The organism is Halorhabdus amylolytica (assembly GCF_004944975.1).
GTDB lineage: Archaea > Halobacteriota > Halobacteria > Halobacteriales > Haloarculaceae > Halorhabdus > Halorhabdus amylolytica.
Genome location: NZ_SPQG01000001.1, coordinates 288,481 through 305,051, shown reverse-complemented (window position 1 = coordinate 305,051; position 16,571 = coordinate 288,481). Strand labels below are relative to the sequence as shown.

Sequence of the window (16,571 nt, the reverse complement as noted above, 5' to 3'; positions counted from 1 at the left end):
CGTCGGTCATCCCGGCGAGTTCCGACCGCGTGACGGCTTGCTCGGGATCAAGTTCGAGCGCGGCGTCGATGAGGGCTGCTGCCGCTTCGCTCGTGGCGACGAAGTCCCACCCGGATCTGTATCCGTCCTGTCGTTGCATCGCCGTGGAATTGGTGGCTGGCGGTCTTAAACGTGATCGTTGCAGATCCGGGCCACCGTCCGCGGGCAACGACAGGTAGCAAACCTTATTGTTCGTGCTCGCCCGGCGACGTGTATGGAGGGTCGCGACGAACTCCTGGCGCTGCTCCGAGAGAACGCCCGCTACTCGACCGCCGAACTGGCCCGGCTGGCCGATATGGACGAGGAGGCAGTCGAGGAGGAGATCGCCGCACTCGAGGCCGAGGGTGCACTCCGGGGCTACCAGGCCGTCGTCGACTGGAGTGAACTCGATCGCGAGCGGGTGCGCGCGATGGTCGAACTCAACGTCACGCTCGACCGGGAGACCAGCTACGGTGACATCGCCGATCGGATCGTGAAGTTCCCGGAAGTGACAGCCTTGCGGCTGGTCAGCGGCGACTACGACTTCGCCATGGAAGTCGAGGGCGACTCGATGAGTGAAGTGTCGTGGTTCATCAGCGAGAAGGTCGCGCCCATCCCCGAGATCACCCAGACCGTCACCCACTACGTGATGGATTCCTACAAGGAGAACGGCATCGAGTTCGGGGACGGCGACGAGGACGACAGGCTGTCGGTCTCGCCATGACCATCGAGCCTTCAGCGCGCGCCGAGGCCGTCCCGCCGTCGGGGATCCGCCGCTTCTTCGAACTCGCCGAGCAACAGGAGGAGGTCATCTCGCTGGGCGTCGGCGAACCGGATTTCTCGGCGCCCTGGAGCGCGCGGGAGGCTGCGATCGCCTCTTTAGAACAGGGAAAGACCTCCTATACTGCAAACCGGGGCAAACTGGAACTCCGCGAGGCGATCGCCGACCACGTCGCCGCTCACCACGACCTCGCCTACGATTCCGACGAGGAGATCCTGATCACGACGGGCGTCAGCGAGGCCATCGATCTGGCGCTCCGGGCGATCGTCGATCCCGGCGATACCGTCGCCGTGGCTCAGCCGGCGTACATCTCCTACGTCCCGGGGGCGATCTTCGCCGGGGGGGAACCGCTTCCCGTGGTGACACGTCCCGAGGACGAGTTCACTCTCACTCCAGAGGTGCTGACAGAGAGCGGGGCGCGTGACGCGGACGTGCTCGTGATGAACTACCCGAACAACCCCACGGGGGCGACGATGACCCGAGAGCAACTCGAACCGGTCGCCGAATTCGCCCGCGAGCACGACCTGACTGTCCTGAGCGACGAAGTGTACGCCCAGTTGAGCTACGAACACGAACACACCTCGATCGCCACGCTGCCTGGCATGCGCGAACGGACGATCGTCTTCAACGGTTTCTCGAAGGCCTACGCGATGACGGGCCTCAGGCTGGGATACGCGCTCGGCCCGGCCGGGGTGATCGAGGCGATGAACCGGATCCACCAGTACACGATGCTGTCGGCGCCGACAACTCCACAGTACGCGGCCATCGAGGCCATCGAGAGTTGTGACGACGAGGTCGCCGAGATGCGCGACCAGTACAACCGCCGGCGCCGGTTCGTCCTCTCGCGCTTCGAGGAACTCGGGCTCGATTGCTTCCCGGCCAGCGGAGCGTTCTACGCCTTCCCCGAATCACCGTGGGACGATAGCGACGCCTTCGCCGAAGCGCTCCTGGAGGAGGAAGGCGTTGCGGTCGTCCCGGGGGACGTCTTCGGCGAGGGCGGCGAGGGCCATCTCAGAGTCTCCTACGCGACGGGACTGGGAGAGTTGAAGGAGGCCATGGCACGTCTCGAGTCGTTCCTCTCCTGATCTGGGCATCCAGGTGTGCACATTCTTGTACATCTTTGACCTGGTGTGACGAAATCTTCACGGCGTCTGACGTAAACTTTTTTCGTATGAGTGAGAGAACCTCTATTCATGGCAATCGAAGACACGGAAGGGGGGGACACTGAGTCGGCGGGATCGCGATTCATCGCACTTTTCCGCGACGGTGACGAGCCGGGCCAGGACGGAGACGGGGGCGGGGACGGTATCGTGGGATTTCAACGGACAGAACCGTCTGAGGACGAATCCGAGGACGGAGAGTTCGACGACATCGAACCGCTGTTAGCCCAGGGAAACGAACGGGCACGTACCTTGACCGACGTCGTCGACGAGCGGACCCTCAATGTCAACGATCAACTCGACGAAGACGAGTTCTTTTCGACGGTGGGGGGACACACGACTATTGTCAACCGGTACGACCTCGAGAAGACAGTCCCGATCGAGAAGAAACGTCACTTCGAGGAGGTCGAGCGCTACTGGGTCAACAAGCCCTACGCGTGCGTCGTCGTCTTTCACTCCCAGAAGGAGAACGAGCGCAAGTACTACGTGATCGAGCCGGTACTGACCGAGATCGAGGCGGAACTCAAAGACTTCCTCGAGAAGAAGCTCAAGACGACGATCAAGTACTCCGAGGAGGGCGTCAGCGTCAACGACGACGAGAGGGGTCGGAGTGCGGTCATCGAACGGGAGGCCGAGAAACTACTCCACCGCTACGACATCTACGACGAGCCTGTCGCCGCCGAGTCGGACTCGGGCAGTCTGCTCGACGGTCTCTTCGGGAACGGCTCGGAGCCTGACGTCGAGGACGTGGAGGTGGTCTCCGATCGATTCGACGGTATCGCCGCGCGACCCGAACCAGCCGTCATCGAAAGCGACCCGGACACGTTGACCGAGTATCAGGTCGAGAAGTTGCTGTACCTGCTCAAACGGGATTACATCGGCTACGCCAAGATCGACCCGATCAAACACGACATCAACGTCGAGGACGTCTCCTGTGACGGCTACAATTCCCGGGTGTTCGTCTATCATACGGAGTACGAGAACATCATCACGAACGTCGAACACGGCGAGGAGACGCTTGACGACTTCGTCGTGAAGCTGGCCCAGCGCTCGGGCAAGGGCATCAGCAAACGCCAGCCCCAGGTCGACACGACCCTGCCTGACGGCTCGCGCGCTCAACTCACTCTCGGCCGTGAGGTCTCCGATCACGGGACCAACTACACGATCCGGCAGTTCAAGGACGTCCCCTTTACGCCGATCGACCTCATCAACTGGAACACGTTCTCCTTAGACGAGATGGCGTTCCTCTGGCTGTGTATCGAGAACAACAAGTCGATGATATTCGCCGGCGGGACAGCTTCGGGGAAGACGACCTCGCTGAACGCCGTCTCGCTTTTCATCCCCTCGAATACGAAGATCGTCTCCATCGAGGACACCCGCGAGGTCGAACTCCCCCAGCGCAACTGGGTCGCAAGCGTCACCCGTCCCTCTTTCGGCGAAGACGAGGTGGGCGATATCGACGAGTTCGACTTACTGGAGGCGGCACTCCGGCAACGGCCGGACTACATCGTAATGGGCGAGGTCCGTGGTGAGGAAGGCCGTGACCTCTTCCAGGTCATGTCGACGGGTCACACGGGTTATTCGACGTTCCACGCCGACACGGTCGGTGAGGTCATCAAGCGCTTTACGACCGATCCGATCAACGTCTCGAAGACGCTATTCACAGCGCTGGACCTGGTCTCGATCCAGACTCAGACGCGGGTTCAGGGCAACAAGGCCCGCCGGAACAAGACGTTGACCGAGATCAACGAGTACTCCCCGGAGAACGATGAGATCAACGTCCGGGACGTTTACCAGTGGCAGGCCGAGTCCGACGAGTTCCTCCAGATGGGTTCTTCGAGTACCTTAGAGGAGATCAAGTTCGACCGCGGGTGGGACCAGGACCGCCTCGACGAGGAACTGTTCATGCGGAAGGTCGTCCTGTCGTACCTCATCGAGAAGGGGCTAAAGACCTACACGGAGGTCGCCGCGACGCTGCAGGCGTTCATCAACGATCCCGAGACGATCATCACGCTGATCGCCAACGACACCCTCGAACGGAGTCTCGAGGATCTCCGGGAGATGGAGTCCGTCCAGATCGAGGTCGATCCGGCCAAAGAGGAGATGGTACCCAGGCCGGATCCGTCGCCGGAGTTGCTCGAACAGGCCGAGGAGGTGTTAGACAACGCCGGACCGCTGTTCGATCGCTACGAGGATCGCGAGCAGACCGACATCGTCAGCGCCCTCACGCATCTGGAGTCGGAAGGGGACTCCGGGGACGACGAGGGCTTTGACTTCGGACAGTTCGTGCCGAAGGCGGGGACTGAGGACACGACGGAAGAATGAGCCTGGAACAACGACGTCTGGAGGGTCCGGTCGGTAACGTGGGCGGACTCGCAGACCGGTTCTATCCGCTGTTCCGGCGACTGTTCGACGAGGACGGGGACTTCGTCGCAAATGTCGAGACGAAACTCGCCGAGGCCCGCATGTCGGACAACGTCGAGATGTTCCTCTCACGGGCGTTGGCCGTGGGGACGATCGCCGGGACGGCGCTGTGGCTGCTCGGTATGTTGCTCGGGTATCTCCTGTTCGCGACGCTGTTCGGTGGGGAGGCGCCGTCGTTTCTCGGGTTGAACCTTCCGGAGAACCTCCTCGTGATCGTCCAGGCGCTGAAGATCCCGTTCCTGACGCTCGTTTCGGGACTCGTACTCGGATCCATCGGATTCGCCGTCGGGTTCGGTGCCCTGGTGTCGATGCCGTTCTTTCGCGCAAGTGCACGCGAACGAGAAATCAACGTCATGCTCTCTGACGCGGTTTCGTTCATGTACGCGCTGTCGGTCGGCGGTCTCAATCAACTGGACATCCTCAACGCGATCGCCGACGCCGACGACACCTACGGCGAGGTCTCAAAAGAGTTCCAGTCGATCGTCCTCGAAACCGAGTACTTCGACACCGATTATCGCACCTCGATCCGCAACCAGGCGATCGAGACGCCGAGCGACGAACTCAGCCAGTTCCTGACGGACATGTTGTCGATCGTCGACTCGGGGGGTGACATGACGGCGTTCCTCGAGGACCAGAAGAACAAGTACATGCGCACGAGCAAGCAGGCCCAGGAGCGCATGCTCGAAACCCTCGAGCTGTTCGGGGAGATGTACATGACGCTGTCGTTGTTCCCGCTCCTGTTGATCATCATCCTCGTCGTGATGAGCATGATGGGTAACGCGAGTACTACCCTGATGTACATCACCGTATACGGGTTGATCCCGTTGATCAACGTCGCCTTCCTCGTGCTGGTCTCGACGGTCACGTCGGACGAGACCGGCGACGGGTACCTCCGGCCGGACACTGACGAACGTGGGATCGTCGTTCAGGACAATTCGGGGATTCTCAATCTGCGGTTGATCGAGGAATACACTGGCGATCGCAGCGTCTTCGATCGGATCAAGAGCCAGGAGGGGTCACACCAGGCGATGGAGATTGTCCGCGCGCCACACATTTTCTTCCGGAACAATCCGCTCTACGTCCTCGCGTTGACGATCCCCGCGACGCTGGTCGCGGTGCTGCTCTCGGTGCTCGCTGGTTGGGCGCCGACGTCGATCGCGGGAATGGAGGAAGCGCCGCTACAGGGAACGTTCTTCTGGGTATACGTGCCTGCCTACGTCAACTTCATCCCGCTGGCAGTCTTCCACGAGTGGAACATCCGGTATCGCAAGTCGGTCATCGGGAAACTCTCGGAGAACCTGCGGAAACTCTCGAGTGCCAACGAGACGGGGATGACGCTGCTCGAATCCCTCCGGGTCGTCGCCGAGACCTCTTCTGGTCGGCTGGCCGATGAGTTCTCCATCATCTACCGGAAGGTCCAGTACGGGACGAGCCTGAAACAGGCACTCAGGGAGTTCAACAACAAGTATCACGTCCCGCGGCTCAGCCGGACGGTGAAACTGATCAGCGACGCCCAGGAGGCCTCCAACCAGATCCAGGACGTCCTCTCGACGGCTGCTCAGGCCAGCGAGAATCAGGACGACATCGAACGCGATCGCAAGTCCCGGACACGGATGCAGGTCGTCATCATCGTCATGACGTTCCTGACGCTGCTCGGCGTCATCGCCATGTTGAAGGTGCAGTTCTTCGGGACGATGGCCGGACTGTCCGAGCAGGCCTCCGGCGGAGACTCCGTCAGCGCTGGTGGATCGTTCGGCTCGAACATGCCCGGCGAGAGTATGCTCTCGATGCTGTTCTTCCACGCCGTGACGCTACAGGCCATCTTCTCGTCGGTCATCGCCGGCTACATCCGGAACGTCGACCTCGTCTCCGGGTTGAAGTTCGCCATCGGCCTGTTGACGGTGTCGCTCGTGGTGTGGATCATTGCGGGGGGCTGAGTATGCAGGACTCTGCGACGAGGACGGAGGGACGCCGGGCCGGAGACGACCGTGGACAGACGTTACAGGACTTCGTCCTCGGAATCAGCATCTTCATCGTCGGGTTCTTCATCGTCCTCTCGATGTTCCCTGGATTGTTGGGTCCGTTTCAGTCCGGGCTCTCGAGCGACAAGCAGGCGAACGCCGAACGGATTTCGGCGACGATCGTCTCGAACCTCTCGGAACCGGCACAGCCGAACCATCTCAACACGACGGCAACGAAGAATCTGTTCGCCCTCTCGGCGTCGGACGTCAGGACGCGGTTCAACCTCTCGCGTCCGACGCAGGTGAACGTCACACTCGAAGCGCTCAACGGTTCGGCACAACTCGAACACGTCGGGGACGTTGTCACCCGGAACCAGACAGCGACGTCGATTCGCATCGTACATGTCAACGTAACGTCGGGCGATTGTGACCCGGCCTGCCGACTGGTCGTGAGGACGTGGTAACATGAGAAGACAACAAACACACGGGACGAACGAGGGGCGAACGGATCGCGGACAGGCGTTCACCCTGGAGGGACTGGTCGGTGCGTTGCTGATCCTGACCGCGTTGTGGTACGCGCTCCAGATCGTCGTCGTGATGCCCGAGACCGGTGGCGCGGTCGACTCGGACGTACGGGAGAACATCCGCCAACAGAGCGAGGACGCCTTGCTGATCGCCTCCCAGGCGGAGGACAACGACCTCTCGTCGCTCGTCCGGAACTGGTCTCAGAGCCGTCGGACGTTCTCCGGGGCGCTGAACCCGGACATCGGCTACGGCATGGGAAGCATACCTGGACCGCTCGGTGAGCTACTCCGCGAAGGGGTCACCGAGCGAGGACGGTTGTACAACGTCGAGATGACGTACCTCGAACCCGTCCCCTCCAACGGGACCGAGACGACCACGATCGCCTCGCAGGGGTCGCCGGATGGCGACGCCGTCGTGGCGACCCAGCGCGTCGTGCTGTACGACAACATGACGTTGACCTCGCCGTCCGCCGGGGCGGCCGAGCTGTGGCAGTACGACACGTCTCCAACGACGAACCCGATCCCCGGGAAGAGCGGCTACTATCCGGTTCCGAACGCGGTCGACGGACCGGTGTACAACATCATGGAAATACGGGTGATCGTATGGTGACCGGCCTCCCCAGGAACGACGGGTCGGGCCTCCCGTCGGATCGCCGCGGGCAGTTGCTACTCGTCGGGGCGCTGGTCATCGCGCTGGTCATCGTCGTCCTCGCGATGGTAGTCAACACGGTGTTGTTCACCGAGAACGCCGGGGCCGAACGCGTCTCGGCCGAGGTCGAGGGGGTCGACGAGTTCGCCTTCCAGGCCGGCAAGACCTCCCGCTCGATACTGTTGCGCGTAAACCACGGGACTCACGACCGGTCGGTTGACCAACTCCAGGAGAACGTCACGAGATCGATCGCGGGCTATGACGACGCACTCGCTCGTTCGCACGTCATGTCCGGGACGACGTACGTGAACGTCTCCTACAACAGGACCTTCCACAACGGGACGCGGATCGTCCAGTCCGAGGACGGGAACTTCACGTCTCCGCACGCGACACCCGGTGTCGATTGGTCCGTCATCTCGTCCGGAGACGAGACGGATGTCGGCTGGTTCCTCCTGAACGTCAATCTCCGGAACACGACTGCCGGTCACGCCTGGATCAATGTCACCGGGAGGAGTGAGGAACTCGATTTCCGGATGAATCGCTCCGACGGCGGCGACGGGACCAACCTCTCGCTTGCCGTCTACAATTCGTCGACGGATCTGGATTCGGTCAACTGTACGTCGAGCGGCGGTCGCGTCCTTCTTGATATCTATGCGGGAACGGGATCGAGCGAGGGCTGTTCGTTCACCGGAATCGACGAGTACCTCGGTCCGAGGTACGACGTGTCCGTCGCGGATGGCGACAATGTCGCCGGGAAGTACTCGATCGTCACGAACAGTACGTGGAACGCCAGTTTCGCGTCGTTCGACCGCTGTCGGGCGACCAGCGCGGATCCGGTGTGTCGATCTCCGGTCGTCTGGAACGGCTCGGTCGACCTCACCTACCAGTCTCCGACAGTCCAGTACACTCAGCAGCGAAACGTTACCGTCTACGGTGAAGGATCATGACACCGAAACGTCGACAACGAACCCCGTCCACCACGGCGCCCGTCCCGAAGAAGGCAACCAGGTTATCCGACGACGATCGGGGGATATCCACGCCGATCACCCACTCGATGTCAATCGCGATCACGACGGTCCTGATCTTCGGGCTCATCTTCGCCGCAAACACGTACCTCGATGACAAGCGCGACGTCGGCGCACGCCAGCAGGTCGAGTCCATCGGGACCGGACTGGCGGCACAGCTAGAGGACGCCGCACACCTCGGCAGCGACAGCGAGCAGGTGACGCTTCGTGTCGAACAGCCGGCGCAGGTGCTCTCGAACCCTTACACTGTCTCTCTCGAAGACGGAAGCGAGTGTCGCCTGGCTACCAGCGCCTGTCTGGTCGTCGATGTCTCCCGGGGCGGTGAGAATCTCGTCCGGGAGTTCCCTGTGCAGAAATCCTCTAACGTGGACGTCTCGATCGAGCGGCTGGACTCGACGACGTTCACGCTAGGCGCCGTCCGGACGGGCGGTGCCACGACGCAATCGGACGTGGTACCGATCGATCACACGCTACAGATGGGGGTCGGATCCACCGTTGGCCAGTCGGGTAGCGCGGCTATCAGTCCGCTCAACCGGGCACCGATCCCCGAGTTCACGTTCGATCCGTCGTTCCCCGACAGCAGTGACAGTATCGAGTTCGACGCCTCGGCGAGCCGCGATCCGGATGGGACGATCGTCTCTTATCACTGGTACATCGACGGGACGAACGTCTCGTCAGGCCAGATCTACGATCACACTGCCGGACTCTCGCCCGGTACGCATCAGGTCAAACTCAAGGTCGTCGACGACGAAGGCGGGATCGGGAACAAAACCCGTACGATCTCGGTGTCCGGACTCGTGTACAATGATGACATTGCGACGACGCCGTCGTGTACCTCCGGAAAGTGTGTCGAATTTACGATGGAGAACGTCTGGTCGGAGACGATCACGATATCCCACGTGAGCATCAAAGCGGACTCCAGTTTCAACAGGATTCACTACAAGACCGGCAGCTACGACAGCACAGGCCCTTGGGGATATGATCACCCAGATCCCGAACTCAGGATCGACACCGACGGCGATGGTAGTTGGGACGGGACGGAGGAGTTCAACGAGAACGATCCGTTGTATCTGTCCGGCAAAGAGGATGGAGCGATCGTTCCGGTCGACCCGATCGACGTCGCCCCAGGGGAAACTATCACGGTTCAGCTTCGAGGATTCCGTGGGGGAGGAAATCCGGTCGATTCCACGATCGGGGTGCGCTATTGGGTGGATGATACCTCCCGTCGAACCATCTTCACCGGAAGTTGAATCTATCATGACTACACTATGTCCGTCCGGGCTCGCCTGTATCGAACCGAACCAATCGACACAGAGAGGAACGACAGCATGAATCGTTTCTCTTCACAGAACGACGGCGGTCAGCCGGGACGCAGACACGCTTCCGAAACAATGCGACGATCATCTCTCGGAGACGACACACGTGCCGTCTCGGAGCTCGTCGGCTTCTCGCTCACGTTCGGAATCGTCCTCGTGTCCGTCACGCTGATTGCGACGGTCGGGTTCGGTCAACTCACAGACTTCCGGGACGCCCAGCAACTCGACAACGCTGAACAGACGGTGGAGATCATCGGACAGTCACTGGAGAGCATCGAGGAGGGTGACGCGGTGAGTCGGTCCGATGCGATCGACCTCTCCGGCGGCGCCATCGAGGTTCAGAAAGGCTCAGTGGCGAACGTCTCGGTCTTCAATTCGAGCGGCGGGAGACTCTACAGCGAGTGGCTCGATCTCAACGCACTCGTCTACTCACAGGGATCGACGAGTATCGCCTACGAGAACGGTGCGACCTATCGCCAGGAGTTACACGGCGGTGTCATGAATACTGAACCGGAGTTCGTCTGCGGGGACGACGTCGCAGTGCTGTCGTTCGTCACTCTCGAAGAGCGCTCAGACGCCGGCAAGATCAGCGGTGGCGAAGTGTCGATCACCGCCACCCGTTCCGATACCCGACTCGTCTATCCGGTGAATCGGACGGGTGACAACGCCACCAATGCCGCGAACGTGACAGTGGAGATGACGTCACCCCGCGAGGGCCCGTGGACGGATCACTTCGCCGACACCGAAAACTGGAACGCTTCGGGGACGACGATCCAGTGTGGAGGGAGTCTCGAACGAGTTTACGTCCGGCAGACGAACGTTTCTCTCATTCTCTCGAACTGATCCGATCGTACCTTGCGGGCGAGCATCACCGAGTGGATTTTGCTTCCGGCGTCAATCCCGCTGTAGTTCGATATTACTGATGGAGATGTCGACGACATTGGCCGGTCGCATCTCGTCGCTCTGGCCGATCGTGTAGAGGGTTAGCATCCTGTTGTCGGTGTTTTTCCCGTCCGGGAAGTCATAGAGGACCAGCGCCTGGTTACTGTCGAGGGTGAGCTGGTCCGTCGTCGCGTTGTAGAGCGATCGATTGACGACGAGGTCGGTCAGGTTCGCCTGCCAGTCGGCGGTCCTCGTATTGGCGAGCATAGTGGTGAACGCCGTCGAGTCGGCGTTCGTGTAGACAGTGACGTTACTCCCCGAGACGGTCGTGTTCTTGGATGCGTTCATGATCTTACAGCGCGTCACTGGGTAGTTGCTGCCGTTGATGGTCTGGCTCCGTCCCGTCGTGACCCACTGGTCACAGCCGTACACTGTCGCGCTGAAGTTCACCATTCCCCCGTCCGAGATGGAGAACGCGTGGCTGAACGTCGAGGGGGCGGTGGGATCGTTGACGTTCAGGAACGTATTGTTGTTCCGCGTGACGTTGGCGAGGTTGGAGACGTTCCCGGTGATCTGCGGTGTCTGGACTGAGCCGTTCGCCGAGAGGTTCGTCGAGAACGGCGTCCGCGCGACCTGTTGAGTACTCGAGATTCGTTTTCCGATCAATTCGAACGCATCTTCCAGTGCACTCGCGTTTTCGGCATAGTAGTAATTCCCCCCGCCGTTTGCCGCTGTCTGTGTGAGGAATGGCTCGTTCAGATTACCGGCGTTGTTCGCGAATCCGATTGTATGCACTGTCGTTCTAGATCTGTTTGCCAGCGTGGCAATCCGTTCGGTCGCCGGGTCCGGATCGGTGTATCTGGTACCTCCGACGTAGATCTCTTGTGTGCCTGTGTTCTCTCCGTCAGACAGCATGATAATGTACTTGTCCCGGGTCTCGTTCGACTGTAGACTCAAAATTGAGTGAGCACGTTTCATACCGATCGCCGTGAACGTTCCACCACTGTGTCCAGTGTTCGTTACAGTCGAATTGAACTGACTCAAATCAGGGGTTAGACTACGATCATTCGTCCGATAGACGTTTGCGGCATAAGCATTCCAACTAACTTCCTGAAAGCCGACCAGACCGACTCGATCGTATCCTGGGTTCAAATACGTCGTGAAGTTCTGCATCGCGTTCCGCGCGACTTCGTACTTGTCCAGACTCGTGTCTGGTGGTGAATCTGTCATCGACCCTGACTCGTCGATCACAAACACTAGGTCCAGCGGATCGCGGGTCACGTTGCCGGATGCAGAGACGTTTCGCATCGTCCCGATCCCGACGTCGTCGGCCACCGGTTGGACGTAGACTGTGTAGTTGTTACTCGCGTTCTTGCTGACGGCGATCCCGTTCTGGGAGACCGTCACGTTGCTCATGTAGCTCGCGTTCGTCAGGTTGACGACGTTGTTCACCGCGTCGTTGGTCACGGGCGGGAGCGCACTCTGGGCGAGGAACGCAGTCGTCGTCCCGTTACTCCTGTCGACAGTCAGGTTGGTGTAGCCACCCGACTCTTTCAGGTGCTCGGCCCACCCCTCATGGAGATCGCTCTTGATCTCGACCGTGATGTTGTCCGGGCGCTTGCAGTCACCCTGGTATAGCGTGTCGATCGCGTTCCGGGAATCCTGGTTCGACGTGGTCGCGTTCAACAGCGCTTCGGTACTGCCACCCGAGACGCTCCCGGTCAGGTTCGCCAGGTCGATATCGACGTGCCCATCCTGAATACTGAACGCCGGGGGGGTTACCGAGACAACGCCCCCATCACTCGACTGCCGCCAGACGCCACCCGCCTCGTAGACGAGCGTGTCGCCCGTTTCGGTTTCGACGCGGATCGAATCCAGGGACGTGTTCACCGAACAGGTGCTGTTCTCGTTAATGGTGACGTTTATGTATCCCTGGTTTGTCACCAACTCCGGTTCGTTGTGGGTCTGCTGTTGATTCTCGAGGAGTCGAAACTCAGTCGCGGCCGATCCGCCGGAGGCAGAAAGCGAGGTGAGCCGCGCACTGACTTCCTCCATGGCGAGTTCCGATGTCTCGTCCTCTTGATGGTCCTGGCTGTCGCTCATAAGTGGCGTTGCGACCACCATGATCGTCATCGCCCCGGCGATAACGATTCCGACCAACAACACGTATCCTGCCAACTCGGAGACGCCCCTGTCCGTGCCAGTAACCGTCGTCCATCCCCTGGATCTCATCGTTACTAGTCCTATCTAGTCGGTGATACGGTATAAATGTATTCCGGCCTACTGCTATTCCGGAACGATGTCGCGCCGATCACGAACGTCGGACAGCGATTTCGTTGCTGTCAGCCCCTTCTTTGTGATGATATATTCGAGGGGTACGCGGTCGGATGTGTTGTTCGCAGTTGTCCTGACACGGATTATTGTCGTGATGTACCGGTATCCGTCGACCCCCGGGTCGGCGTCATCCGGAAATAATCTACACTAATCCGTATGAGGGGTTTCAATCTCAGTCTGCGATCTGCGACGTCCGACTCGCATACGTCCGTGTGAGGTCGACCAGAGCGCCTCGAAACTCGCTTTCGGTCGGGTCACGATCGAGCGACCGAAACCGGCGACGAAACTCGTCGAGTCCGAGATGCGGCGCATCGGTGGCGGCGGCATGGGCGAGATCGTACAGCCGGTGGCCGGTCTCGACGAGGTCGTGTCGCTCGACCAACGCCAGCGCGAACGCGGCATTGACCGCCGTGATGTCCGGGTCGGCCCCGCCCGTGATTCGGTCCCACCCCCCAGGATCGTCGGGACGATCCGCCACCGCAGCGGCGAGACTGGCCTCCAGGAAGTCCACCAGCTTGGCTGCCGGCGCGACATCGATCCAAACATCGTCCGCGTAGACGTCACGGGCGTGGTTAACGATCTGGTAACACTGCGAGAGCGTCCGGCGCTCGACACTCCGGCCGGAAAGCGCCAGGAAGATCGCCTCCTCCGTCGAGAGGGTGTGTGAGGGATGGCCTTCCTCGGCATGATGCATGTGCGCGAACTCGTGGAGGGCGAGTTCCCGTGCCATCGCGCTGGTGGCCGCCTGGCGTGAGACGATCAGGGTGTGGCTCGATCCGTCGTGACTGACGCGCGTCCGCTCGTCCGGATCGCGCCGTATCTCGACGGTCACTGGACGTTCGATGCCGTACTCGGTTTCGAAGAGGTCCCGCGCCCCGAGAAACGGTGCCGCCGGGCCGGGGCCGTCGACCTGCAACTCCATGTGAGAGGATCTCAAGGGGTCGTCGCGTATGACTCTTGGGGTCCCGGCGGCTCCGCTCTCTCGGGTTTGGATCTTGATTGCACTCTCTCGGCGAAACACCGAATGAACCGAACGTTCGTTCCTATTCAGTCCTCCCTTTCGAGCTTCCAGCCGGGTGCGACAGAGTGGAGCAGCCGGCTGGAAACACCAGCAGACGCCTCGCGCTGCTCGGCGTCTCCTGAGCTTCCGCGTTCGTGCGCCTGCATAGCGCACTCACGCGGAAACACCGTCAGTCCGCTCGCGTCGCTCGCTCCCTGACGAGCTTCGCCGTTCGCGCTCCAACCGTCCCACTCACGGCGAAACACTACCCTTTTACCGCGCCTGCCGGTAGAATCGAGTATCATGGGCCGACGCAAGAAGATCGTACAGGAATGTGAGACACTGATGGACAAACCGGAGCATATCCGGAACATCGCCATCGCTGCTCACGTCGACCACGGGAAAACGACACTCACGGACAATCTCCTCGCCGGCGCGGGAATGATCTCCGACGAGACTGCCGGTGAACAACTCGCGATGGACACCGAGGAGGACGAACAGGAACGCGGGATCACCATCGACGCGGCGAACGTTTCGATGACTCACGAGTACGAGGGGACCAACCACCTCATCAACCTCATCGACACGCCCGGCCACGTCGACTTCGGCGGGGACGTCACCCGCGCGATGCGTGCCGTCGACGGCGCGCTCGTGGTGGTCGACGCGGTCGAGGGCGCGATGCCCCAGACCGAGACCGTTCTCCGACAGGCTCTCCGTGAAGGGGTCAAGCCGACCCTGTTCATCAACAAGGTCGACCGCCTCATCTCGGAACTCCAGGAAGGCCCCGAGGAGATGCAGAAGCGACTCATGGGCGTCATCCAGGACGTCAACGAGCTCATCCGCGGGATGACCGAGGAGATGGACGACATCGACGAGGACTGGACGGTCTCCGTCGAGGAAGGCACCGTCGGATTCGGATCGGCGCTGTACAAGTGGGGTGTCTCGATGCCCTCGATGCAACGGACCGGGATGGACTTCGGCGAGATCATGGAGCTCGAACGCGCAGACGAGCGCCAGGAGCTCCACGAGCGCACGCCGCTTTCGGACGTCGTACTCGACATGGTGTGTGAGCACTTCCCGAACCCGGTCGACGCCCAGCCCCGACGTATCCCACGCATCTGGCGTGGCGACGCCGACAGCGAGGTCGCCGAGCAGATGCAGCTGGTCGACGAGGACGGCGAACTCGTTTTGATGGTCACTGATATCGGGATCGACCCCCACGCCGGCGAGGTCGCCGCGGGTCGTGTCTTCTCCGGGACTATCGAGGAAGGCCAGGAACTGTACGTCTCCGGGACGGCGGGCAAGAATCGCGTCCAGAGCGTCGGGATCTACATGGGTGGCGAACGCGAGGAGGTCGATCAGGTCCCTGCCGGCAACATCGCGGCCGTGACCGGTTTGAAGGACGCTATTGCGGGCTCGACGGTTTCGAGCATCGAGATGACGCCCTTCGAGTCGATCGAACACATCTCCGAGCCAGTCATCACCAAGAGCGTCGAGGCCCAGCGGATGGACGACCTGCCGAAGCTCATCGAGACGCTCCAACAGGTCAGCAAGGAAGACCCGACGATCGAGATCGAGATCAACGAGGACACCGGCGAGCACCTCATCTCCGGACAGGGTGAACTCCACCTGGAGGTCGTCACCCAGCGCATCGAGCGCAACCAGGGCATCCCGATCACGACCGGCGAACCGATCGTCGTCTTCCGGGAAGCACCTCAGGAATCCAGCCGAGAAGTCGAGGGGATCTCGCCGAACCGCCACAACCGCTTCTACATCACGGTCGAACCCCTTGCCGAGGACATCGTCGACGCGATCCAGCTCGGCGAGGCCTCGATGGACATGCCCGAACTCGAACGCCGCGAGGCGCTTCAGGAGGCCGGCATGGACAAGGATACGTCCCAGAACGTCGAGCACATCCACGGGACGAACGTCATCATCGACGACACGAAGGGTATCCAGCACTTGAACGAGACGATGGAACTCGTCCTCGAAGGATTCGAGGAGGCCCTCAATGACGGCCCGCTCGCCGCCGAGCCAGTCCAGGGATCGCTCATCCGGCTGCACGACGCCCGCCTGCACGAGGACGCCATCCACCGCGGCCCGGCACAGGTTATCCCTGCCGTCCGTCAGTCGTTGCACAACGCTCTGATCGACGCCGAGATCCGGCTTCTCGAACCGATCCAGGACGTCCGCATCGACGTACCCAACGAGCACATGGGCGCAGCGAGCGGCGAGGTCCAGGGTCGTCGTGGCCGCGTCGACGATATGTACCAGGAAGGCGACCTCATGGTCGTCGAGGGTATCGCGCCCGTCGAGGAGATGATCGGTTTCTCCAGCGACATCCGGAGCGCGACCGAGGGTCGAGCCTCCTGGAACACGGAGAACGCCGGCTTCCGCGTCATGGCCGACAACCTCCAGCCCGAGAAGATCACGGAGATCCGCGAGCGCAAGGGCATGAAGACCGAACTGCCCGAAGCGATCGACTACTTCTAAAGAC

12 protein-coding genes are annotated in these 16,571 nt (G+C 61.1%); 10 read left to right on the top strand and 2 right to left on the bottom strand.

All coding sequences use genetic code 11. The features are described 5' to 3' along the window. The first annotated feature begins 253 nt into the window (after nucleotides 1-253). The 9 genes from E3374_RS01550 to E3374_RS01510 all read left to right on the top strand — a co-directional run bounded on the left by E3374_RS01550 (nucleotide 254) and on the right by E3374_RS01510 (nucleotide 10,701). On the top strand, nucleotides 254-742 hold the full coding sequence (locus E3374_RS01550) for an Lrp/AsnC family transcriptional regulator (RefSeq protein ID WP_136687022.1): 489 nt from the start codon (nucleotides 254-256) through the stop codon (nucleotides 740-742). After that, nucleotides 739-1,884 carry a pyridoxal phosphate-dependent aminotransferase gene (locus E3374_RS01545; RefSeq protein WP_136687020.1) on the top strand — a complete coding sequence of 382 codons (1,146 nt, stop codon included), beginning with the start codon at nucleotides 739-741 and terminating at the stop codon, nucleotides 1,882-1,884. Before E3374_RS01550 ends, E3374_RS01545 begins: the two co-directional genes overlap by 4 nt. Before the next feature lie 108 nt (nucleotides 1,885-1,992). Next, on the top strand, nucleotides 1,993-4,284 hold the full coding sequence (locus E3374_RS01540; RefSeq protein WP_136687018.1) for a type II/IV secretion system ATPase subunit: 2,292 nt from the start codon (nucleotides 1,993-1,995) through the stop codon (nucleotides 4,282-4,284). Beyond that, nucleotides 4,281-6,320, top strand: coding sequence for a type II secretion system F family protein (locus tag E3374_RS01535; RefSeq protein ID WP_136687016.1), 2,040 nt, complete (start codon nucleotides 4,281-4,283; stop codon nucleotides 6,318-6,320). Before E3374_RS01540 ends, E3374_RS01535 begins: the two co-directional genes overlap by 4 nt. A 2-nt stretch (nucleotides 6,321-6,322) precedes the next feature. Then, nucleotides 6,323-6,808, top strand: a complete 486-nt coding sequence (locus E3374_RS01530; RefSeq protein WP_136687014.1) for a DUF7287 family protein — start codon at nucleotides 6,323-6,325, stop codon at nucleotides 6,806-6,808. A 1-nt stretch (nucleotide 6,809) separates the two neighbouring features. Then, nucleotides 6,810-7,478 carry a DUF7288 family protein gene (locus E3374_RS01525; RefSeq protein WP_136687012.1) on the top strand — a complete coding sequence of 223 codons (669 nt, stop codon included), beginning with the start codon at nucleotides 6,810-6,812 and terminating at the stop codon, nucleotides 7,476-7,478. Further along, nucleotides 7,472-8,464, top strand: a complete 993-nt coding sequence (locus tag E3374_RS01520; protein WP_136687009.1) for a DUF7261 family protein — start codon at nucleotides 7,472-7,474, stop codon at nucleotides 8,462-8,464. The genes E3374_RS01525 and E3374_RS01520 overlap by 7 nt, the downstream gene beginning before the upstream one ends. Next, nucleotides 8,461-9,792 carry a PKD domain-containing protein gene (locus tag E3374_RS01515; protein ID WP_136687007.1) on the top strand — a complete coding sequence of 444 codons (1,332 nt, stop codon included), beginning with the start codon at nucleotides 8,461-8,463 and terminating at the stop codon, nucleotides 9,790-9,792. The genes E3374_RS01520 and E3374_RS01515 overlap by 4 nt, the downstream gene beginning before the upstream one ends. A 141-nt stretch (nucleotides 9,793-9,933) precedes the next feature. Continuing rightward, nucleotides 9,934-10,701 (top strand): DUF7289 family protein, encoded by a 768-nt coding sequence (locus E3374_RS01510; protein WP_136687005.1) that lies wholly within the window; start codon nucleotides 9,934-9,936, stop codon nucleotides 10,699-10,701. 51 nt (nucleotides 10,702-10,752) lie between these two features. On the opposite strand, the gene E3374_RS01505 is transcribed toward E3374_RS01510, so the two are convergent. After that, nucleotides 10,753-12,972, bottom strand: coding sequence for a vWA domain-containing protein (locus tag E3374_RS01505; protein ID WP_136687003.1), 2,220 nt, complete (start codon nucleotides 12,970-12,972; stop codon nucleotides 10,753-10,755). A 274-nt stretch (nucleotides 12,973-13,246) separates the two neighbouring features. Continuing rightward, nucleotides 13,247-13,996 (bottom strand): DUF5781 family protein, encoded by a 750-nt coding sequence (locus E3374_RS01500; RefSeq protein WP_136687001.1) that lies wholly within the window; start codon nucleotides 13,994-13,996, stop codon nucleotides 13,247-13,249. A 381-nt stretch (nucleotides 13,997-14,377) separates the two neighbouring features. On the opposite strand from E3374_RS01500, the gene E3374_RS01495 reads away from it, so the two are divergent. Then, nucleotides 14,378-16,567, top strand: a complete 2,190-nt coding sequence (locus E3374_RS01495; protein ID WP_136686999.1) for an elongation factor EF-2 — start codon at nucleotides 14,378-14,380, stop codon at nucleotides 16,565-16,567. The last annotated feature ends 4 nt before the right edge of the window (nucleotides 16,568-16,571 follow it).